This window comes from Pseudoalteromonas sp. A3 (assembly GCF_025942345.1).
GTDB classification, from domain to species: domain Bacteria; phylum Pseudomonadota; class Gammaproteobacteria; order Enterobacterales; family Alteromonadaceae; genus Pseudoalteromonas; species Pseudoalteromonas atlantica.
On the sequence record NZ_JAPCKL010000011.1, the window covers coordinates 27,618 to 48,618 of the forward strand.

Below are 21,001 nucleotides of genomic sequence, written 5' to 3' on the forward strand. Positions count from 1 at the left end.
CGCCATTTTTAATACAACTTAATTGCTTTTAAACTAATTTATTCTGCGTCTGGTAGGTTACGGCCGTAGAATATTTCCTGCATTTCGCGGGTTAGTTTAGAGCGAATTTCTTCTTCTTCCTCATCCGACAGCTCATCAGTTGAAAGGCCGAACAGGTAAGTGTTTAAGTCGGTTTCTTTTAACATCATTTTGGTGTGGAACAGGTTTTCTTGATACACGTTCACGTCCATCATTTGGTACGCTTCTTTGGTATCTTCTGTCATGAAGTTTTGAATCGAGTTAATTGCATGGTCAATGTAGTGTTTAACGCCGTTTACGTCGCGGGTAAAACCACGTACGCGGTAGTCAATGGTTACTACGTCTGACTCAAGGCTATGAATTAAGAAGTTTAACGCTTTAAGTGGCGAAATAATGCCACAGGTAGATACTTCAATATCAGCACGGAATGTACAAATACCATCATCAGGGTGCGCTTCTGGGTAGGTATGTACACAAATGTGGCTTTTATCTAGGTGCGCAACAACGGAATCTGGTAATGGGCCTGGCGCTTCGTCAGCATCGTAATTTTGCTGCTCTTCTACCGGCTCTTCCGAAACCAAAATAGTCACACTTGCGCCTTGTGGTTCATAATCTTGGCGCGCCACATTTAAAATGTTAGCACCAATAATATCAACAACATCACCTAGTATGTCGGTTAGTCTATCTGCACTGTACTGCTCGTCGATATATTCAATATATTCTTTACGTTGTTGCTCGGTCTTTGCGTAGCAAATGTCGTAAATACTAAAGCTTAAACTTTTGGTTAAATTATTAAAGCCATGAAGTTTAAGTTTATCGAAGGGTTTGTTCATGATAAACCAACCTATAAATTAGTGAAATCTGCACCTGCAGAATGAAAAGTTCGCGGATTTTATACGAATTTTCCTCACGGAAAAAGCGTTATTTTACCTGTTCTTGCACAACTTCGTGGCTGTGGGTAATTTCTACTGTTTTATCAAGCATTAAAGCAACAGAACAATACTTTTCAGCAGAGAGCGAAACCGCACGCGCAAGGTGTTTTTCCGAGACATTATTGCCTGTAACAACAAAGTGTAAATTAATTTTAGTAAATACACGAGGTGCTGTTTCGGCGCGCTCTGAGCTTAGTTGTACTTGCACATCAGAAAAATCTTGCTTGGCTTTTTTTAAAATACTTACAACATCTACCGACGAGCAACAACCTACCGACATAAGTACCATTTCCATTGGACTTGGTGCAGCGCTGTCGCTACCGGCATCAAAAACTACATTGTGATTAGAATTAGAACGGCCAATAAAGGTGTCGCCTTCAACCCATTTTACATTTGCTTGCATGTGTTTATCTCTAAAAAAATTTTGTTGATTGTATAACAATCTGCAACGATACGTGAGCGCTGAGATTAAATTTAGTGGTGTTATTAATAAGGCGAGAAGTAATAGGAGCGCAGTTATTAGGTAATACTGCGCTGTGTTAACGGGTAACGTTAAGAGGTTTGTGTTACCGCGTTATCAAATAAGTTTTTAATAAGCCCAGCAAACTCATCTATAAATGCGTGTTGTTCAACCGTAACAGGTTGTGAGGTTATGCTGCTTAGTACTTCTTGTAAGTCGTAAACAATACCGTCTACCTCGCGCACTATTTGGCTGCGTTGTTCGGTATTAAGATTGGTATGTTGTTCACAAATTAGCATAACGTTATGCGCTATTACGTCTTCTATGAGTTCCATAACGGTAGGGGCACCGGGTTTGATTTCGCCTGGCTTCTCAAATAACGCTAAATTTTGAGTTAGATACATGATCAAGTCATCGTACCCTTGCCTGTCTAAAACCATTGTGATTTTCACCTTTGAATAACTAATTGCATAGATTTAAGCAGAAAGCGCCACTAATTACTAGCTTTGCGCGATACCAATACAAAAAAAGCAGCCTAAGCTGCTTTTCTCATTCTTTATAACTACAAATAGAACAGTAATTAATCTATTTTTAAGCCTGGGCTTAGTGTTGCTGGCATCGTCACTTTTTCAAGTTCTACCGAAGCAACAGGGTATGCACAGTAGTCGGCTGCATAATATGCGCTTGCTCTGTGATTTCCTGATGCGCCAATACCACCAAATGGGGCTGCACTTGATGCACCTGTAATTGGGCGGTTCCAGTTAACAATACCGGCACGAATACGGCGTAAAAAGTGATTGTAGTCGGCTTCGCTGTCGCTTAATAAACCTGCTGATAAACCAAAGCTGGTATCGTTTGCTTTATCAATTGCGTGGTCAAAGTCATCAAAGCGGAACACTTTTAATAATGGGCCAAAGTGCTCTTCATCTGGGAAATCGCTAATTGCTGAACACTCAATAATACCCGGTGTTACAAAACCAGTATTGGCTGTGTGCTCAAGCTCTACTAGTACTTCACCGCCAAGCTCAACAAGCTCGTTTTGTGCTTTTACCATGCCTGCTGCAGCCGCAGATGAGATCATAGAGCCCATAAATGGCTGATCTTCATCATCGTAGTTGCCTACTTTAATGGCTTTAGTTGCAGTGATAAGGCGCGCTAAAATATCATCGCCTTGTTGGCCTTTAGGTAAAAATACTTTACGTGCACACGTACAACGTTGGCCGCTTGAAATAAACGCCGATTGAATAATATCGTGTACCGCGGCTTTAGTATCTGCCACATCTTTAATAATCAGAGGGTTATTGCCACCCATTTCAAGCGCTAAAATTTTACCCGGCTGACCCGCAAACTGCTCATGTAAAATATGACCAGTACGCGAAGAACCTGTAAAGAATAAACCATCTATGCCTTTATGCGCAGCAAGGGCTTTACCTGTTTCTACTTCACCTTGAACAAGGTTAATTACACCGGCAGGTAAACCGGCTTTTTCCCATAGTTTAAGCGTAAGCTCAGCAACCATTGGCGTAAGCTCTGATGGCTTAAATACTACTGTGTTACCGGCTAAAAGCGCTGGCACAATGTGCCCATTAGGTAAGTGCCCAGGGAAGTTATATGGGCCAAATACGGCAACTACACCATGTGGTTTATGACGGATCATCGCACGCCCTACCGGCATAGCGTTTTCAACGTCGCCGGTGCGCTCTAAAAATGCTTTTTCAGAAATGGCAATTTTACCTACCATTGCGCCCGCTTCTGTACGCGTTTCCCACAGTGGTTTACCGGTTTCTTGGGCAATCGCAACAGCAAGTTCTTCGCTGTGCTCTTTAAGTGTTGCAGCAAAGGTTTTAACTATCTCTAGGCGCTCGTTAAAGCTTTTATCTGCCCAGCTATAAAATGCTTCGCGCGCCGAATTTACCGCGCTATCTACTTGCTCTGCAGTCGCTGAAGATGCCTGCCAAATAACGTCGTTATTTGCAGGGTTTACTGAGTTAAATGCGTTGCCTTGGCCTTGTGACCACTGACCATTAATAAATTGTGCAGGATGAGTCATTATACTTTCTCCTTAATTAAACTGGGGTTGCGCTTACGGTGTCGCCCGATTGTAGCTGTAGGGCATCGGCTATTTGTTGCGATAAAATAAGGCTGCTTGCACGCTCATCAAAGCTAAGCGCTGCAACCGTTGCACGGTAATCTTCTAACTTGCCGTTAGCAAGCAGTACCATGGTATCGCCCGATGCTTCGCCTATTTCTACTTTAAAGTCTTTTGCATTACGAATAGTGGCAATGTTATCTACTTTTGCTTCTACTGTGGGACCCGCATCAAAAATATCGACGTAACCGTTGAAGGTAAATCCTTCATTTTTTAATAGCTCAATAGCTGGGCGTGTGTTGTCGTGTACTTTACCAATCACCGCTTGAGCGTCTTTGCTCAGCAAGTTTACGTAAATTGGGTACTTTGGCATTAGTTCAGCAATAAACACTTTTTGTCCTATACCTGTTAGGTAATCGGCGGTAGGAAAGTCCATTGAGAAAAAGTGCTCTTCTAGCCACTGCCAAAACGGGCTGCTGCCGTTTTCGTCAGACACGCCGCGCATTTCTGCTATTACTGTTTGTGCAAAGCGCTGCTCATGTTGTTTTATAAACATAAAGCGCGCTTTTGAAAGAAGTTTACCGTTACAGTTTTTACGATAGCCATCTTTCAAAAATAAGGTACATAGTTCTGTCGCGCCGGTGTAGTCGTTACATAGGGTTAAAATATCAACCGCTTTGTATACATCTAACGTGCGTGATGAGTGAATTACTTTACTTAAGTGGTAATGATAAAACGCATCATCAAGCCCTACTGCAGCTTCAATAGCTGAAGTACCGACTACTTCACCGGTTTCGGTATCTTCAAGAACAAACAGGTAGCCTTCGTCACCAGGTTGTGACGTTTGTTTAGCAAATGAACTTACAGAATGGTCAATTTTCTTTTGCAGTAACTCTTCGTTTAACGGCAAAGATGTAAAACCATGGCCCGATTCGTGGGCAATTTTTAATAATGCTGCGTAATCATTTTGCTGGATTGGGCGAAGGATCATCATGAGTCCGCTTGCTCCCTTATCAATAACGGTAAATAGAATATGCAGGGCAAGCAGGCTTGCCCTTAATAAGGTGGTTTAACGCGCTTAAGCGTTTACTACGCTTGCTACTGCTTTTTCAAAACGCGCCATACCTTCGCGAATATCCGCTTCGGTGATTACTAACGATGGCGTAAAGCGTACTACATCAGCACCCGCTACAAGCGACATAAGCCCTTGCTCGGTAGCTGCTACTAAAAACTCTTTAGCACGGCCTTTGTATTGCTCGTTAACGGCTGCACCAATTAATAAACCTTGGCCACGAATTTCGCTAAACACGTTGTATTTTTCGTTTACCGCGTTAAGAAGCTCGTTAAATAATGCTGCTTTTTCTTTTACGCCCGCCAGTACTTCAGGGGTATTTACAGTATCAAATGCGGCTTCGGCTACTGCACACGCCAGTGGATTACCACCGTAAGTAGAACCATGAGTCCCTACTTTTAAGTGCTGTGCAATCTCAGTAGTCGTTAGCATAGCGCCAATAGGGAAACCGCCGCCAAGAGCTTTAGCTGACGTTAAAATATCAGGCACTACATTTAGACCTTGGTATGCGTATAACTCACCAGTACGGCCAACACCTGTTTGTACTTCATCAAAAATAAGCAGTGCATTGTGTTTAGTACATAGCTCACGAACGCCTTGTGCAAATTCGTCAGTTGGCGAAATAATACCGCCCTCACCTTGCAGTGGCTCCATCATTACGGCACATGTTTTGTCGCTAATTAGCGCTTCAAATGCAGCTAGGTCATTGTAATCACAATGTACGATGTCGCCTGGCTTAGGACCAAAACCATCTGAGTATGCAGCTTGCCCGCCTACGGTTACGGTAAAGAACGTACGACCGTGAAAGCCTTTGTTAAATGAGATAATTTGTGATTTTTCAGCACCAAATTTATCAAGTGCAAAACGACGTGCTAATTTAAGTGCAGCTTCGTTTGCTTCTGCGCCTGAGTTTGCAAAGTAAACTTTTTCAGCAAAGGTCGCATCGAGCATTTTTTTAGCTAAACGCAGCGCAGGTTCGTTAGTCATTACGTTTGATAGGTGCCAAATTTTTTCGCCTTGCTCTTTTAATGCACCTACTAATGCAGGATGGCAATGGCCAAGACAGTTAACAGCAATACCACCGGCAAAGTCGATAAATTCTTTACCTTGTTGATCCCATACGCGAGAGCCTTCGCCTCGAACAGGAATAACGCTTGAAGGCGCGTAGTTAGGAACCATTACGTGATCAAATAATTCGCGATTGACTGTCATTTTTTTTCCTCTTAATTGTGAGCAACACAAAACATCAAAATAGGTGTTTGGTTATAAATGTAACCAAGATATTTACGCACTAAATAGCAAAAGGTTGAGCGTAAAACTGCCTTGTGGTTCAATTTTCAGGCGCTCATTATTTCAGATATTTGTGGTGCTGTCTCGTTAAAAACTTTCATGCAGGCCTTTAAAATAAAGGCCTTGGGATATTATTTCATAGATAGTGAATAACTATCTGCATAGAAAATAAATGTCATTTTTTAATACTTATGCGCCTGCGCAGTGAGTCGCGCCTTACATTAAGTGCTTAAAGCGAGGTGTGCTTGGGGAGATGTTAATGAATGAATAGTCGCAAAAAAATTAACAAAAAATTCAATAGTTAATGAAAATTTGCCACCACCAGCGGCAAATTACCGATATAAGGACCAGCGAGTAAGCTGCTTTTTAGTCAATTTGAATAGCAAGGTTGGTAAAATTGCTTGTTTCGAGAGCTTTTAGCTCATTTTTAGTGAATTGGTGATACGAAAACCATGCCTGCATTTCATCTTGTTCAATAAGTTGGTGCTGTTTTAGGTTTAAATACTGCGAATAGCATCGCGCTTTAAGCATTACTTCACTCATAGGGAAAACATCACTACTTTGCTCAATACCATGAACAAGTTGCGCCATGACATGATTAAACGGCAAAAACTTAAAAGCCATTTTTCGAATAACTTTAGCACTTAACTCAAGCGACTTATTACTTAACAACGTGGTTAAAAATAAGGGATCTGGCTTTAGCTCCATCAATGCCGTGTGTAAATCTTTTTGCTGTGCTTCGCGCGCTATTTGCACTTTACGTTGCCATACCTGTTCAAAGGTTTTTAAGTACAAACGTACTAAGGCTATGCGCCCTACATCTATAAGCATGCCCAGTGTAAACGCATGTACGGGGTTTACATCGTTAAGCTCTGCAATTTTTTGCGCCGCAATTGCATTGGCCATGGCGGCATCGCGCAGGCGGCGTTTTAATAATGGAAATGGCTCTGTGCTGTGTGGCATCCAATGGCGCATAGCAAAAGTAGGAATTACCAATTGTAAGTTATCAAGGCCAATATAGCGCAGTGCAAGTGCGGGGCTGTCTACTTTAACTGAGGTACTTTTGCTGCGCTGCTTTCGGTAGTAAGGCAGGTTTACCAATGACACTAATTCGCGGCCAAGCCAACTAGAATCATTTACCAATGGCTCTAAACGCCCAACACTTGCCGACTTAACCGCCAGTATATCTAGCATGGTAGCAACGTTATCTTCTATGCCTATGGTGTTTTGAATAACAGCATCCATATCTTCTAATTGCTTAAATATGGCTGTTTCTATTACTTTATGAAGTTGTTTGCTCGCTTGTGCTCGGTACTTATGATGCGCGGTGCTACTTTGCTGGCGTTTATGCTGTGCGGCAACTTCTACTTCTAATAACGTGCGTTGCTTCATTGGTTCGCCATAATCAATTTCCAGCGTATGAATAAAGCCAATTTGTTGATGTGCAAAACTATGGCCAAGCAGCAAGTCGTGAGCACGCTGGTCAAGCATTGAGGCTATTCGCTTTTGCGACGCAAGTTCAGTCATAAAGTCCATTCAGTATAAGTCTTACCATTCGGTGGTTACTGTAAGGTTAGAAGCGAGATAAAAAGTTAGCAAGCAATTCGAGCCCTTGAGTTGTTAAAATAGCCTCGGGATGAAATTGCACGCCTTCAAGAGCAAGCTCTGTGTGAAGTAGCCCCATAATTTCGTCAAACTCACCTTGCTCGGTTTGGCTCCATGCTGTAATGGCTAATTCACTCGGTAAACTGTGTTTTTCTACCACCAGCGAGTGATAACGACACACAGTAAGCGGGTTTTCTAAACCGGTAAATACCCCCTTATTATTATGAACAATAGGTGAGGTTTTACCATGCATGACTTGCTTAGCACGTATAACCTTGCCCCCTAGCGCTTGCGCGATGGTTTGATGCCCTAAGCAAATACCCAAAATAGGGTAAATGCCTTTTAGCTGCTCAACGACATTGAGTGACACACCCGCTTCGTTTGGCGTACATGGCCCCGGAGAAATAACAATATGCTTGGGGTTAAGTTGCTTAATTTGCGCAACAGATATTTCGTCATTACGCTTTACCAGCACCTCTTGGTTTAAGCGCTGAAAATATTGTACTAGGTTATAAGTAAACGAATCGTAGTTGTCGATCATCAACAGCATTACACAACGACCTTATTTAATAATGTAGTGCTCTTTGCTCACATGTGTGGCTTGTAAAATGAGCGATAGAAGCTTTTATAAGGCCATTCTATCACTAATAATTACCCAACATACATTAGCAAAACGCCTTAAAAACTTACGCCTTTAGCTAAAAATGCTTCAAATTCGTTTGCTGGTATTGGCCGGCTTAACAAGTATCCTTGAATTAGGTCGCAGTTATACTCTTTTAGTTTTTTAAGTTGGGCATGCTCTTCTACGCCTTCGGCGATAATATCGAGCCCTAAGTTTTTAGCTAATTGGCAAATACTCAATACTAAAGCCTGATCCCGTGTGTCTGTGGCCATATTGCGCACAAACGACTGATCTATTTTTAATTTATTAACCGGAAAACGCTGTAAGTAACCCAGCGACGAATAGCCCGTACCAAAGTCATCAATTGATAAGCTAATACCCAGTGCACTCAGTGCCTGCAGTACTGAAATACCAAACTCTTCATCGTCCATAATGGCGGTTTCGGTAATTTCTAGCTCAATTAAATGCGCGGGCACGTTAAAATGTGCCAACCGCTGTTTTATGCTTTGCACAAAGTCTTGCTGTGTAAATTGCCTTGCCGATATATTAATAGCCAAGCGGATATTTAAGTTTTGCTGATGCCATTTTTTAGCTTGGGCAAAGGCACTATCGAGTATCCATTCGCCTAATGGCAATATAAACCCGCTGTGCTCGGCAATAGGAATAAACTGTGCCGGAGAGACAAACTCCCCATCATCAAACCACCTAATTAAACATTCGCAGCTGTTTATGGTTTGCGATTTAAGGTGCATTTTAGGCTGAAAATAAAGCTCAAACTGTTGCTTTTCAATGGCGGTATCAAGGCGCCGAGCAATATGCAGCTGCTGTGCGTGCTTAACTCCGCTTTCGGTATCAAAATAAGCGTAGGGAATATTACGTTTTACTGCCTCTTCTAAAGCAATATTGGCGTGCAGTAGCAGCGTTTTATAGTCATTACTAGTTGGGTAGCGTGTTACACCGCAGTTAAAGCTCATGCGCATTTCACCGTACGGTGTGCTGATAGCTTGGCTTAAACGGCTTTGTACGCCTTTGAGTAAGTCATCTAGGGTTGTTGAGCAATCTTGCTCGGTATAAATAACCACAAAGTTAGCATCGGCAATGTGGTAGAAGGTCAGTTTGTTTTTGCTTTTTAACTGCTGAGAAAATTTATTAGCGCTGCGCGATAAGTGCGTAGCAAAGGCATTTATACACTCGTTAGCCCCCGATAAACCATATTGCTCAAGCAATAGCTTAAAGTGGCTTACATCAATCAGCATTAAACTAAAAGGCTGCTCAAGCGAAATTAGCTCATTGGTGTATGTTTCTAAACTGGCTTGGTTAGGCAACTTTGAATACGGGTGATGAAAGGCTAAATACTCTAATGAACGCTCTGCCTCAAATTGCTCTGTTACATCGCGTATGTGTATATCAAAGGCATCTATTTCTTGCAGCCAATGTATTTGGTAAGTGAGGTAATGGTTATCTAGCTGTGTATAAAAACGCTCAACATGACTAGCCGACTGCTTAGTATCTATTAGTTGCTGCTTTATATTAGGGCTTAGTAATGCAATGGGCGTGCTGTGTTTATCGCTTACATACGCTTTATGCATAGCAATAGCGGCAGGGTTACAGTAGTTAAGCTCAAGGTTGGCGCTTAAACTCACAATTGGGTTAGGGTTGCGCGTTGGAAATAGCGCTAAACGTTCGTTACGGGCACTAAGCTTTATAAATTTAGATGCGTAACGCCCTGTATAAATGCTTACCAGCACTATGGCAAACGTAAACAAAAACACAATATTGACTGTGGTGTGCAGGTTGCTTTCGGTGTCTTTGTAGCCGCTATCAACCGCATTTGAAATAACCGTTTCTGCATTTGTTAAGTGCCCCATCACTTGGGCTTGCAGTTCGGTGAGTTGCTCTAGTTGCTCTCTGGCTAAATCCCAACTAGTGCTGCTGCTTGATAAGTTTTCGTGTAATTTAAGTGCTAAGTCTAAACCACTTTTAAACTCATCACTTAAGCTGCTTTCTAGCGCTAATGTGCTGTGGTTTTGATCTAGGTTTTTTATTAGCGCAAGTATACGTACATGGTTTTCTAAAAAGTCGATTAAATAAAGTTCACGCTTACTCGTTGCGTAATACTCATATAATAAGCGCTCTTGCTTTACTAGGTAGGTTTCGATTAATCGAATATCGCGTAGCGCCGGAATTTGTTGTTCCATTAAGGTCGATGAGGTGCGCTTAATGGTTTCTGCCTGATAATAAACCATCGCAGACAGTACACAGCCTACCAGCACAATACCGATATAAAACTGCTTAGCTTTACTGGCAAATTTATTAGTGAATATTTTCATATAAACGCTTGCTCTGACCCTAAAATATTAACAACTAATTTTAAAACGTAATTATATACGATTAATAAAAGCACTATTGTTTATATTTGGTTATAAAAAAGGGTGTACAAACGTTAATCAGGCGGGCGTAAAAAAGAAAGAGGCCGGCGAGGATGCCGACCGTAATGATACCAATCCGCAATAATACTTAATCATTTTTAGGGGCTAAACGTGTCGCTATCTACGTTAAAAAATTCTCATTTAGAGCAACTAAATAGCGAATTTTTTGCCTTGCTATCAACACGCTTTTCCATCCTCAAAATAGATCACTTAATTAAGCGGATTGGTATAATTTATTGTACAGAAATAACAACTTTACCCATAGCTTGGCCACTTGCTAAGCGGTCATGCGCTTTAGCTGCTTCTTCTAAGCTAAAGTCTTGCTCATCAAGTACTGGGCGCATACCGCCTGCTTCAACAATTTGTGCCAGTTTAGTCAGTTTGTCGCCGTGGTCTTGACGGTTAAAGTCGTGGATCATTGGAATAAGCATAAAGATTACGTTTAACGATAACCCTTTAAAGTGTACTGGGCTTAAATCTACTTCTAATAAAGAAAGCGTTGTAGATACCTGTGCATTTAGCTTTGCTGCAGCAAATGAGTTAGTCAGGTTACCACCACCTACGGTGTCAAATACCATGTCAAAACCAACGTTGCTTGTGTGTTTTTCAACGTACTGCTCTACGGTTTCGTCTTTAAAGTTTATGCCTGTAGCGCCAAAGCTTTCTATGAGTGCTAGTTGCTCTGCGTTACCGCCAGTTGAGTAAACATCAGCGCCAAAATGCTTAGCTAGTTGTACTGCTAAATGGCCTACACCACCTGCGCCGCCGTGTACTAATACTTTTTGGCCTTCACTTACACTTGCACGTGTTAAGCCTTCAAGTGCTGTAATACCTACAAGTGGAATAGCGGCTGCTTCTTTCATGCTTAGATTTTTAGGTTTGTGAGCGATTAAGCGCTTATCAGCAAGAATAAACTCAGCAAGTGCACCTGGTAAATCGCCTAGTCCACCAGCACAACCATATACTTCATCACCTACTGCAAATTCTGTTACACCTTCGCCAACAGCTTCAACGGTGCCTGCAAAGTCCATCCCTAAAATGCCCGGTAGTTTTGGAGCAAAGGGTAAGTCAGCACCCATTTGACGAATCATCATATCAATTGTATTTACGCTTGTTGCGGCAATACGAACTAACACATTACCTGCTGTTACTTGTGGTTTTGCAACCTCAGCTGCTACAAACTCTTCAGTGCCACCAAAATTATTAATTGTCATTGCTTTCATGGGTATTGCCTCTGTTACCTGTTGATAAGTAATTGTGTAATGAAGCTTCATTGTAGACACACCCTTTACAAATGATAATAAGGCTAAACATACAATCAGTTTCAAAATAATATTTATAATAGAGTTTAAAAATCACTCCATCACTGTTTAAAAGTAGGCGTTAAACAACATCCTACTAGTCGCTGCGCTATACCAATTTAAGCTAGCTATGGTTGATTTATTATTGTCTAAGCCCCAGAGTAATATATGAAAAGGTAGTAATTCACTTAAGTAACTCATTTATCCTACTAAGGAGCGAATATGTTAGGCGAAGACCACTCACTTACCAATGACTTTCCACAGTACCTAAATACCATTGCAGAGCTAAATAAAAGCGACACAGAATTTGCCAAAAAGGCAGATAAATACGACAAGCTAGATAAAGAGATTCGTGTTTTAGAGCTTAAAGATGCGCCCATTAGCGATGAGCAAATGAATCAACTAAAACATGAGCGTTCAGAATTAAAAGATTGGTTGTACGAGCGTTTACAACAAGAGTAATGTTGCACACAAAAAAAAGAGTTCACCGTTAGGTGAACTCTTTGACGATCAACAAAGGGTAAAACATTTAAAACACATATCGGCTTTATAAAAAACAACTAGGCCTTATAAGGCATGAGTAAAATCTTTTCGCGTTAATTTGCTACTAGCTATCAGCATTTAGCTGAGCAAGCAGGCTATCTAACGTATCAACTAACTGCTGATTTTTAGTAGGGTTGAGCGCATCTGGATGTGGCGGTGCAAAGCGCTCTGCATCGTTATCGAAATAAAGGCCAGTGGCATCTTTAAATTCGTCACTTAATGCGGCGCGGCAAAAAATATCAGCGCCTAGTTTTAAGTCGCCACCAGCAAGCCCGTAGGCATCTTTTACCATTTTACTACCTAGTAACGACTTAGGGTTTACCGCAACAACTAACGGCCCGTTACCTTTAAGTGCTAAACCTAAGTGACGCGACCACATAGTAATAGCCAATTTGCTTTGCGCGTAGGCTGCGCTATCTGATAGTGGCTTTTTGCCCACTAACGAGTCAAAGTTAACGCTAGTTTGTGCAGCCGATGACACGTTAACCACACGTGATTGCGTGTTCATTACAGGCAGTAACGCTTTAGTAAGTAAATAAGGCGCTAACGTATTAACTGCAAAACGTGCATCTAGCCCATTTACAGTAGTGATATTTGCCAATTTATAAACACCGGCGTTATTAATAACTACATCAAGTATTTTATTCGCGTTTTGTAAGTCGGCTAACACTGACTGAGCCAAGGTGTTTACTTGCGCCATATCGCTTAAATCGGCAATGTAGGTGGCTGTGCTTGCTTGCGGGTAATCAGCGTTTAAGCTTGCTTGTACAGTATTTAACTTGTCCTGGTTGCGCCCGTGTAATAATACAGTATGCCCTTGCGCTAACAACATTTTAGCGGTCTCTAGGCCAATACCGTCGGTGGCACCGGTTAATAAAATTGTTTTTTTCATGTTGAACGTTCCTTTTTGTATTAAGACTTTGGCCATTGCATTAACGACAAATTACACACGCATTAGCTCACTGCTATTTATTAATAGTACCACCACTTTTAGCGACTAATAATTAGTGGCTCAGTAGAATCAGTTTATAGAATTAATTGATAAACCTTTGTGCCCTTATTAAGTAGGTATAGCCATTGTGCCTTTGCTTGGGTAAATTTTAAGCGTTTATTTGAAATAACGGGCAATCATAACTATTGTTTTTAAATTACCTTAATAGTAGTATTTATCATATAAATACACTTTTCGAGAAAACACATGAAAGTTTTAGTTACAGGCGGTATGGGTTATATAGGTAGCCACACATGTATTGCCCTCCATGAGGCAGGCATTACCCCAGTTATTTACGACAACTTATCTAACGCAAGCCCCCGTGTGCTTGATCAACTCGAAAAAATTACCGGCACCCGTTTTGAGTTTATTTTAGGTGACATTCAAGACGAGCAGCAGTTTAAACTTGCCCTTAAACACAGCCAAGCTGAGGCTGTATTTCACTTTGCAGCACTTAAAGCGGTAGGTGAATCAACCGAGCAACCACTGCGTTATTACCAAAACAATGTGTCGGGTACATTAAGCATGCTACAAAACATGCAAGAGGTAGGCGTTAACCATATTATATTTAGCTCATCGGCCACTGTGTACGGCGAGCCAGACTACCTACCTATTGATGAAAAACACCCTATACGCGCTACTAACCCTTACGGTTGGAGCAAAGTTATGGTTGAACAAGCCATGCAAGACGTATGTAATGCCAACAGCCAATTTATGGGCATTGCTCTTCGCTACTTTAACCCTGTTGGTGCGCACCCAAGCGGCTTATTAGGCGAAAGCCCAAATGGTATCCCAAATAACTTAATGCCATTTATTGCTCAAACTGCAGTAGGTAAACGCGAAGTGGTTAATATTTTTGGTGACGACTACGACACCAAAGATGGCACCGGCGTGCGCGACTATATTCACGTTTTAGATTTAGCTAAGGGCCATGTAGCGGCCTTTATGCAACATAAAACAGATACCGCCTTTCATGCTTACAACCTAGGCACAGGCCAAGGTTATTCGGTGCTTGATATGATCAAAGCATTTAGCGCATCAGCCAATAAAGATATTCCTTATAAAAGTGCACCGCGCCGTGCAGGCGATATTGCCTGTAATTACGCCGATGCCACAAAAGCACAAACCACCCTTAACTGGCACGCAGAACTAACACTGAGCGACATGACCAACGACACATGGCGCTGGCAAACTAATTACCCAAGTGGGTTGGAGAGTTAACATGGCTTTATTAGAAAGTACTCATAGACGTAAAAACCCGCTAACGGGGCGCTGGGTATTAGTATCACCGCATCGTAATAACCGCCCGTGGTTAGGTGCTACAGAAGCAATAAACGAAAGCGTACTACCAAAACACGATGAAAGCTGCCCACTTTGCCCAGGCAACACCCGTGCAAATGGCGACAGCAACCCAGATTACAAATACACCCATGTATTTAGAAATGACTTTGGCGCACTGACCCCTAATGAGAGCGAGCAATCGCAAAGCTTAGACTCAGACAGCGATTTATTTATTGCTGATGAAGCAAGCGGCGAATGCCGTGTGATTTGTTTTTCACCAGAGCATAACAAAACACTGCCAGAGCTTGAGCACGATGCCCTACACGAAGTAGTAAAAACCTGGAAAGACAACTACACAGAACTTGCACAACACTATGAGTGTGTTCAGGTATTTGAAAATAAAGGCGAGATCATGGGTTGCTCGCAACCTCATCCACATGGCCAAGTATGGGCGCATTCGCACTTATCAACTGAAATAGAAGCCGAAGATACCCAGCAGCTTGCTTATTATAAAAAGCATGGCAGCGCGATGCTTGCCGATTATGTGCAAAAAGAGCAAACAGATAAAACCCGTGTCGTATTTGAAAACGAGCACTGGCTTGTTGTGGTGCCATTTTGGGCAGCATGGCCGTTTGAAACACTGCTTGTAACTAAAGATAACATTCAAAACTTTAGCCAGCTAAACGATGCGCAAACAGACGCCTTAGCACAAGCGCTTAAAGTATTAACCACTAAATACGACAACGTATTTAATTGTAGCTTCCCGTATTCTATGGGATGGCACAATGCACCGGCTAATCGTGGCTCAGATGAGCAACATTGGCGCTTACATGCCCATTTTTACCCGCCGCTACTTCGCTCTGCCACCGTTAAAAAACACATGGTTGGCTACGAAATGTTAGGCGAAAGCCAGCGCGATTTAAGCGCAGAAACAGCTGCCTCTATTTTACAAGCAGCCAGTACCACACACTACAAAAAAACAGCAGGACACACAGATGACGCTTAACGATTTTCAACAACAATTTTTATCACTGTACGGTGCGCCTGCTCAAGGTATTGCTGCAGCACCTGGGCGTGTAAACCTAATTGGCGAATTTACCGATTATAACGACGGCTTTGTATTTCCGTGCTCGTTAGAGTTTCGTACTCAAGTTATGTTTAAAGAGCGCGACGACAACATCATTACCGTGCATTCGTTAAATTACCCAGGCGAAAAAGACAGCTTTAGTGTTGATGAAGACATCAGCGAGGGGCAATCGCAATGGGGTAACTATATCCGTGCCGTGTCATTTGTTTTAAAGCGCGCGGGCCATACTTTACGCGGCGCCGATTTACTTATTGACAGTAACTTACCGCAAGGCAGTGGCTTATCTTCATCGGCGGCATTAGAAGTGGCCATTGGTGGTATGTTTAACCATATTGCACAGCTTGGTTTAAGCGAAGAAAAAATTGCCTTACTAGGCCAAGAAGCCGAAAACGACTTTATGCATTGCCAATCGGGCATTATGGATCAGCTTATTTCGGCAAAAGGCGAAAACGGCCATGCGCTTTTAATTGACTGTGAAAACCTAGCAACTGAATCAGTAAAAGTACCCGATGATTTAAACATTGTTATTGTTAACTCTAACTACCCACGTAAATTGGTAGATAGCGAGTACAACCAACGTCGTGTTGACTGTGAGCAAGCAGCTGCAAAAATGAATGTAGCCACGCTTCGTAAAGCCACCATGGACACGCTTGAAGCAACTAAAGATGCACTAAGCGAAAACGAATACAAACGTGCACACCATGTAATTAGCGAAAACGAGCGTGTAATTGCAGCAACTAAAGCGCTGCAAAATAACGACATTGATACGCTGCGAGAGCTAATGGCGGCATCGCACCAATCGCTTAAGCATTACTTTGAAGTAACCGTACCAGCAACCGACGGCCTAGTAGAAATTTGTAAAGAAGCGATGGGCGAACGCGGTGCAGTACGTATGACCGGTGGCGGTTTTGGCGGTGCGATTGTGTGTTTATGCCGTGATGCAGAAGTACCACTTATCAAAGCAGCGGTTGAGCAGCACTACTTTGAACGTTTTAATTTAAATGCCGACATTTACGTATGTTCAGCAGGTTCAGGATTACAAATTACGTCTTTTTAAACATCATTAAGGAATAAGCATGGCAAAGGTTAATTGGGGTATTATTGGGTGTGGCAATATTGCTCACACCTTTGCTAAAAGCATTGCGCATTGCGCTAATGCACAGCTTATTGGCGCTGCATCGACCAGCGAGCAACGCGCAAAAGAATTTGCCACACACTATTCAGTTAAAGGCTATGAGAGCTACCAAGCCCTTATGCAATGCCCACACATTGACGCCATATATATTGCTAATACCCACGAGCAACACTTTAAAACTATTGCGCAATGCTTAGTGCACGATAAGCATGTACTCAGCGAAAAGCCCATTACTGTTAATGCACAGCAACTCATAACCCTTAGCCAGTTAGCCGAGCAACAAAACTGCTTTTTAATGGAAGGTGTATGGATGCGCTTTTTACCTGCCATAGTAAAACTGCAGCAGTTATTAAGCGAGGGCGTAATAGGTAAAGTACACAGTGTTAATGCCAACTTTAGCCTTGCGGGCAACTTTGCTGACTCACACCGTTTAATGAACCCTGCGACTGCAGGTGGTGCATTGCTTGATTTAGGTATTTACCCTATATCAATTGCCGATGTGGTATTTAATAAAGCCCCTGAACAAATTAAATCATTAGTACATAAAAGCACGACCGGCGTAGATGAGCGCAGTGTAACCCTTATAAATTACGGCCAAGGGCAATTTGCGCAGCTTAGTAGCGCGTTACAACAAAATGGCCCTACCGAAGCCTGTATTTTAGGGGAGCACGGGTATATTCGCATTGCTGAATTTGTTGGTGCACAGTCGCTAGAGCTTCATTTAAACGCCCAGCAAATGAAGCAGTTTGATTTTAGCTTTAATGACGATGAAAACTTTAAATTTGAAATTGCTCACGTTAGCGAATGTATTTTACAACAACAAACACAAAGCAATGTATTACCGCTCAGCACAAGCCTGCGGGTAATGCACATAATGGATACGCTTCGTGCGCAGTGGCAGCTTAAATACAGCGATAGCGTTGAAGCCCATGAGCTAGATTAATAATAAAAAATACACACAACAAGGATACACAATGACAACCACACACACGTTAAAGGCGCTTTCAAAAGCCTTGCTGCTAGCAACGGGCTGCTTAACAGCAAGTGCTGTTTTTGCAGATCAAAAAACGCCTGAGCAACTCTACCCACCTTTAACCAGCGATGTACTTCCTGAGCTTGCTGCTAAAGGTAGTTACAGCGTTGGCGTACAAACGCTTGATTTAATAAATCCCGCGCAGTTTGACCCTGCAACCCAAGGGGAAAAAGATCGCCCTTTAAAAGTAGAAGTGTGGTACCCAGCAGCAAACAGTGCAAACGCACCCTTAACCAGCTACAGCGACATAACCCGTACAGGTAAAGCGTTTACCTTACAAGCCGATGCCATGCGCGATGTAGCCATTAATAACAAAGAGCACTACCCTGTTATTGTGCTCTCACACGGTTATACCGGCTATCGTACAATTATGTATTACTTAGGCGAACATTTAGCATCGCATGGGTACATTGTGGCAGCCATAGATCATACCGACTCAACCAATGCAGATGTTGATTTTAAAAATGCGCCGTTTTCGGGCTTTTTTAGTACCCTTATAAACCGCTCACGCGATCAACAATTTGTACTTAACTACTTTAACGAACAAAACAACTTTGCCAGCAAGCAAGTAGATAACAAAAAAGCAGGCGTAATTGGTTACTCTATGGGTGGTTTTGGCGCGGTTAATACAATTGGTGGCTGTTATGACTTTAACGAGCAAACCACTGCAATGTTTACCGGTATGAAAGACCCTGCACAAATTAAACAAGTTCAGCAATTACTCAATAGCTGTGCAGGTGGGCAATATAAAAACCCACAAGTAGATACACGCATAAAAGCTATGGTGGCCTTTGCGCCTTGGGGCGGGCAACATAACTTATTTAATGCCAGTGCTATGCAAAACATTAAAGTGCCTTCGCTTTATATCGCGGGTAGCTTAGATGATATATCCGGTTATGAAGGCATTAAAAACCTATATAACCAAACGGGCAGCACCGACAAGTACCTGCTTACTTACAAAAATGCGCGCCATAATATTGCGCCGCACCCTGCTCCTGCTATTGCCAAACGTAGCAGCGAATTAGATATAGGCCATTACTACGAGCCATCGTGGTCAATGCGCACCCTAAACGAGACCAACAAACACTTTGTACTTGCTATGATGGACTGCCACGTAAAAGGCATTACCAGCCAATGTGAATACCTAGACTTACCACAAAATGGCGACCAAGCTGTGGTTAATGGTAAGCCACTGCCAGCATGGCATGGGTTTGATAATCGTTTTTCTACTGGTATGGATTGGCAACAAGCTAAACCGCGCACCAAGTAACACAAACTTTGGCGGCTATTTTTATATTTAGCCGCATACGCACTTAAAATAATGCTGCTATAAAACACCTGTTATTTAAAAGAGTTAGCAAATAAAAACAGCGTGCTTATTTTTTAAACGGCTATTTTAAGAAAAAATCATTGCCATTAATGTAAGTTAAAGGCAATCTAGTCATATATAAGATAAGATAAATAACACAAATATCATGTCAAAATACATACTCTCAATTGATCAAGGAACCACAAGCTCTCGGGCCATCTTGTTTACAAAAGATGCAGACGTTTTTGGCTCAGCACAACAAGAATTTTCGCAGCATTTTCCGCAAAATGGTTGGGTAGAACACGACCCTAACGATATTTGGCAAACCGTGCTAAGTACCAGCCGCGAAGTATTAGCAGATAAAAACGTTAAGCCTGAAGAAATTATTGCCATTGGTATCACCAACCAACGTGAAACCACTTTAGTGTGGAACAAAAAAACCGGCAAACCTATTTATAACGCCATTGTGTGGCAAGACCGCCGCACCAGCGATTACTGCGAAAGCCTAAGCACTGACGAGCTTTGCCAAACCATAAGCGATAAAACCGGCTTACTGCTAGACCCGTATTTTTCGGCCACTAAAGTACGCTGGATTTTAGACAACGTTGAAGGCGCACGCGAACAAGCCCTTGCAGGTGAACTGGCGTTTGGTACCGTTGATACCTACTTACTATGGCAGTTAACCGGTGGTAAAGAGCACCGCACCGACGCCACCAATGCATCACGCACTATGTTATTTAATATTCATACTCAGCAATGGGATCAAGAACTCCTCGATTTATTCGAAATTCCTGAATCTATGCTGCCCCAAGTGATGGACTCAGCCGACGAATTTGGCTCAACCAGCGATGATATTTTTGGCGCACCAATACGCGTATGTGGTATTGCCGGCGATCAGCAAGCAGCTCTTGTTGGCCACGCATGTTTTGAGCAAGGTATGGCAAAAAGTACTTACGGTACGGGCTGTTTTTTAATGCTGAACACCGGCGAAAAAGCGCTTACCTCAGAAAACCGCTTACTAACCACAGTGGCTTACAGGCTAAACGGCAAACCAACATACGCCATTGAAGGCAGCATTTTTATGGCAGGCGCCACGATGCAGTGGATTGTTGAAGGCTTAAAACTATTAAGCCATGCCGGAGAGAGCGAATCGTTAGTAAAAGATGTACCGCTTGATCATGGAGTATTTTTAGTGCCTTCGTTTACAGGTTTAGGCGCGCCCTACTGGGACCCAAATGCGCGTGGCGCTATTTTAGGTTTAACCCGCGACTCGGGCATTAGCACCATTGTTGCTGCTGCGCTGCAATCGGTAGGGTATCAAACCAAAGACTTACAAAAAGCAATGGAACGTGATGGCTTACGCCCAAGCGTGTTACGGGTAGATGGCGGTATGGTTAAAAATAACTGGGTACTGACCTTTTTATCAAACATTTTAGGCGCAACGGTAGAGCGCCCAACAGTGACCGAAACCACCTCTTTAGGCGTAGCATACTTAGCAGGCTTACAAACCGGTGTGTATGAGTCAACTGAGCAATTAGCAAAAATGTGGACCTGCGACCGTCGTTTTGAGCCAACAATGAGCGCTGACGAACGTAACGATTTATACGCAAAGTGGCAGCACTGTGTAGCGCAAGTTTGTCTCTCTAGTGACGATAGCAAACAAGCGTAAAACGCCCAGCCGCTAATTAAAATTAGCGGCTTACAAAACACCGACAACAGCGCTTAAATGGCGCGTTGTACGCTGTATGTTTAAAAAAGATCAGGATTAAAAATTAACAAGCAAAAAGCGCGGTTATCTATTGTC

The 21,001-nt window shown here is 42.4% G+C and carries 18 protein-coding genes; 7 read left to right on the forward strand and 11 right to left on the reverse strand.

The window, feature by feature from the left end:
• Positions 1-38: 38 nt before the first annotated feature.
• The 10 genes from speD to OIZ54_RS16240 all read right to left on the reverse strand — a co-directional run bounded on the left by speD (position 39) and on the right by OIZ54_RS16240 (position 11,740).
• A complete protein-coding gene (speD, locus tag OIZ54_RS16195) occupies positions 39-851 on the reverse strand; it encodes an adenosylmethionine decarboxylase (RefSeq protein WP_004588193.1) in 813 nt (270 codons plus the stop codon).
• An 88-nt stretch (positions 852-939) separates the two neighbouring features.
• Positions 940-1,353, reverse strand: a complete 414-nt coding sequence (locus OIZ54_RS16200) for an OsmC family protein (RefSeq protein ID WP_004588192.1) — start codon at positions 1,351-1,353, stop codon at positions 940-942.
• Positions 1,354-1,502: 149 nt separating this feature from the next.
• Positions 1,503-1,850: a DUF3802 family protein gene (locus OIZ54_RS16205; protein WP_004588191.1), complete on the reverse strand. Its 348-nt coding sequence runs from the start codon at positions 1,848-1,850 to the stop codon at positions 1,503-1,505.
• 140 nt (positions 1,851-1,990) lie between these two features.
• Positions 1,991-3,460 (reverse strand): succinylglutamate-semialdehyde dehydrogenase, encoded by a 1,470-nt coding sequence (astD, locus tag OIZ54_RS16210; RefSeq protein WP_029774138.1) that lies wholly within the window; start codon positions 3,458-3,460, stop codon positions 1,991-1,993.
• Between the two features lie 16 nt (positions 3,461-3,476).
• A complete protein-coding gene (astA, locus tag OIZ54_RS16215) occupies positions 3,477-4,493 on the reverse strand; it encodes an arginine N-succinyltransferase (RefSeq protein WP_004588189.1) in 1,017 nt (338 codons plus the stop codon).
• 84 nt (positions 4,494-4,577) lie between these two features.
• Positions 4,578-5,783, reverse strand: a complete 1,206-nt coding sequence (locus tag OIZ54_RS16220; protein WP_264390829.1) for an aspartate aminotransferase family protein — start codon at positions 5,781-5,783, stop codon at positions 4,578-4,580.
• A 444-nt stretch (positions 5,784-6,227) separates the two neighbouring features.
• Positions 6,228-7,388, reverse strand: a complete 1,161-nt coding sequence (locus OIZ54_RS16225; RefSeq protein WP_138685754.1) for an HDOD domain-containing protein — start codon at positions 7,386-7,388, stop codon at positions 6,228-6,230.
• Between the two features lie 46 nt (positions 7,389-7,434).
• Entirely contained in the window at positions 7,435-8,016 is a 582-nt protein-coding gene (locus OIZ54_RS16230) for an anthranilate synthase component II (protein WP_004588186.1), read from the reverse strand.
• A gap of 128 nt (positions 8,017-8,144) precedes the next feature.
• On the reverse strand, positions 8,145-10,418 hold the full coding sequence (locus OIZ54_RS16235) for a putative bifunctional diguanylate cyclase/phosphodiesterase (RefSeq protein ID WP_264390830.1): 2,274 nt from the start codon (positions 10,416-10,418) through the stop codon (positions 8,145-8,147).
• Positions 10,419-10,750: 332 nt separating this feature from the next.
• Positions 10,751-11,740, reverse strand: a complete 990-nt coding sequence (locus tag OIZ54_RS16240; protein WP_264390861.1) for a zinc-dependent alcohol dehydrogenase family protein — start codon at positions 11,738-11,740, stop codon at positions 10,751-10,753.
• A 300-nt stretch (positions 11,741-12,040) separates the two neighbouring features.
• On the opposite strand from OIZ54_RS16240, the gene OIZ54_RS16245 reads away from it, so the two are divergent.
• Positions 12,041-12,280 (forward strand): YdcH family protein, encoded by a 240-nt coding sequence (locus tag OIZ54_RS16245; protein ID WP_004588182.1) that lies wholly within the window; start codon positions 12,041-12,043, stop codon positions 12,278-12,280.
• A 145-nt stretch (positions 12,281-12,425) separates the two neighbouring features.
• Here the strand turns inward: OIZ54_RS16245 and OIZ54_RS16250 are convergent, their stop codons facing one another.
• A complete protein-coding gene (locus OIZ54_RS16250) occupies positions 12,426-13,253 on the reverse strand; it encodes an SDR family NAD(P)-dependent oxidoreductase (RefSeq protein WP_264390831.1) in 828 nt (275 codons plus the stop codon).
• A 306-nt stretch (positions 13,254-13,559) separates the two neighbouring features.
• Between OIZ54_RS16250 and galE the strand changes: the two genes are divergently transcribed.
• The 6 genes from galE (at position 13,560) to glpK (ending at position 20,866) form a co-directional block, all read left to right on the forward strand.
• Entirely contained in the window at positions 13,560-14,573 is a 1,014-nt protein-coding gene (gene galE, locus OIZ54_RS16255) for a UDP-glucose 4-epimerase GalE (RefSeq protein ID WP_054983392.1), read from the forward strand.
• A gap of 1 nt (position 14,574) precedes the next feature.
• The gene (locus tag OIZ54_RS16260; RefSeq protein WP_264390832.1) at positions 14,575-15,639 is read left to right on the forward strand and encodes a UDP-glucose--hexose-1-phosphate uridylyltransferase; all 1,065 of its coding nucleotides are present in this window, start codon (positions 14,575-14,577) and stop codon (positions 15,637-15,639) included.
• Positions 15,629-16,777 carry a galactokinase gene (gene galK / locus OIZ54_RS16265; protein WP_024032028.1) on the forward strand — a complete coding sequence of 383 codons (1,149 nt, stop codon included), beginning with the start codon at positions 15,629-15,631 and terminating at the stop codon, positions 16,775-16,777. The genes OIZ54_RS16260 and galK overlap by 11 nt, the downstream gene beginning before the upstream one ends.
• Positions 16,778-16,796: 19 nt before the next feature.
• Positions 16,797-17,798: a Gfo/Idh/MocA family protein gene (locus OIZ54_RS16270; RefSeq protein ID WP_248531432.1), complete on the forward strand. Its 1,002-nt coding sequence runs from the start codon at positions 16,797-16,799 to the stop codon at positions 17,796-17,798.
• 31 nt (positions 17,799-17,829) lie between these two features.
• The gene (locus OIZ54_RS16275) at positions 17,830-19,158 is read left to right on the forward strand and encodes an alpha/beta hydrolase family protein (RefSeq protein ID WP_248531434.1); all 1,329 of its coding nucleotides are present in this window, start codon (positions 17,830-17,832) and stop codon (positions 19,156-19,158) included.
• A gap of 205 nt (positions 19,159-19,363) precedes the next feature.
• On the forward strand, positions 19,364-20,866 hold the full coding sequence (glpK, locus tag OIZ54_RS16280; RefSeq protein WP_039972273.1) for a glycerol kinase GlpK: 1,503 nt from the start codon (positions 19,364-19,366) through the stop codon (positions 20,864-20,866).
• Positions 20,867-21,001 lie beyond the last annotated feature (135 nt).

Excerpts from the sequence above, each read along its gene's own strand:
- OIZ54_RS16275 (WP_248531434.1), top strand. The coding sequence starts at position 17,830 with ATGACAACCACACACACGTTAAAGGCGCTTTCAAAAGCCTTGCTGCTA.
- astD (WP_029774138.1), bottom strand. The coding sequence starts at position 3,460 with ATGACTCATCCTGCACAATTTATTAATGGTCAGTGGTCACAAGGCCAA.
- galK (WP_024032028.1), top strand. The coding sequence starts at position 15,629 with ATGACGCTTAACGATTTTCAACAACAATTTTTATCACTGTACGGTGCG.
- OIZ54_RS16225 (WP_138685754.1), bottom strand. The coding sequence starts at position 7,388 with ATGACTGAACTTGCGTCGCAAAAGCGAATAGCCTCAATGCTTGACCAG.
- OIZ54_RS16235 (WP_264390830.1), bottom strand. The coding sequence starts at position 10,418 with ATGAAAATATTCACTAATAAATTTGCCAGTAAAGCTAAGCAGTTTTAT.
- OIZ54_RS16230 (WP_004588186.1), bottom strand. The coding sequence starts at position 8,016 with ATGCTGTTGATGATCGACAACTACGATTCGTTTACTTATAACCTAGTA.
- OIZ54_RS16220 (WP_264390829.1), bottom strand. The coding sequence starts at position 5,783 with ATGACAGTCAATCGCGAATTATTTGATCACGTAATGGTTCCTAACTAC.
- galE (WP_054983392.1), top strand. The coding sequence starts at position 13,560 with ATGAAAGTTTTAGTTACAGGCGGTATGGGTTATATAGGTAGCCACACA.
- OIZ54_RS16270 (WP_248531432.1), top strand. The coding sequence starts at position 16,797 with ATGGCAAAGGTTAATTGGGGTATTATTGGGTGTGGCAATATTGCTCAC.
- speD (WP_004588193.1), bottom strand. The coding sequence starts at position 851 with ATGAACAAACCCTTCGATAAACTTAAACTTCATGGCTTTAATAATTTA.
- OIZ54_RS16205 (WP_004588191.1), bottom strand. The coding sequence starts at position 1,850 with ATGGTTTTAGACAGGCAAGGGTACGATGACTTGATCATGTATCTAACT.
- OIZ54_RS16245 (WP_004588182.1), top strand. The coding sequence starts at position 12,041 with ATGTTAGGCGAAGACCACTCACTTACCAATGACTTTCCACAGTACCTA.
- OIZ54_RS16200 (WP_004588192.1), bottom strand. The coding sequence starts at position 1,353 with ATGCAAGCAAATGTAAAATGGGTTGAAGGCGACACCTTTATTGGCCGT.
- OIZ54_RS16250 (WP_264390831.1), bottom strand. The coding sequence starts at position 13,253 with ATGAAAAAAACAATTTTATTAACCGGTGCCACCGACGGTATTGGCCTA.
- glpK (WP_039972273.1), top strand. The coding sequence starts at position 19,364 with ATGTCAAAATACATACTCTCAATTGATCAAGGAACCACAAGCTCTCGG.
- OIZ54_RS16260 (WP_264390832.1), top strand. The coding sequence starts at position 14,575 with ATGGCTTTATTAGAAAGTACTCATAGACGTAAAAACCCGCTAACGGGG.
- astA (WP_004588189.1), bottom strand. The coding sequence starts at position 4,493 with ATGATGATCCTTCGCCCAATCCAGCAAAATGATTACGCAGCATTATTA.
- OIZ54_RS16240 (WP_264390861.1), bottom strand. The coding sequence starts at position 11,740 with ATGAAAGCAATGACAATTAATAATTTTGGTGGCACTGAAGAGTTTGTA.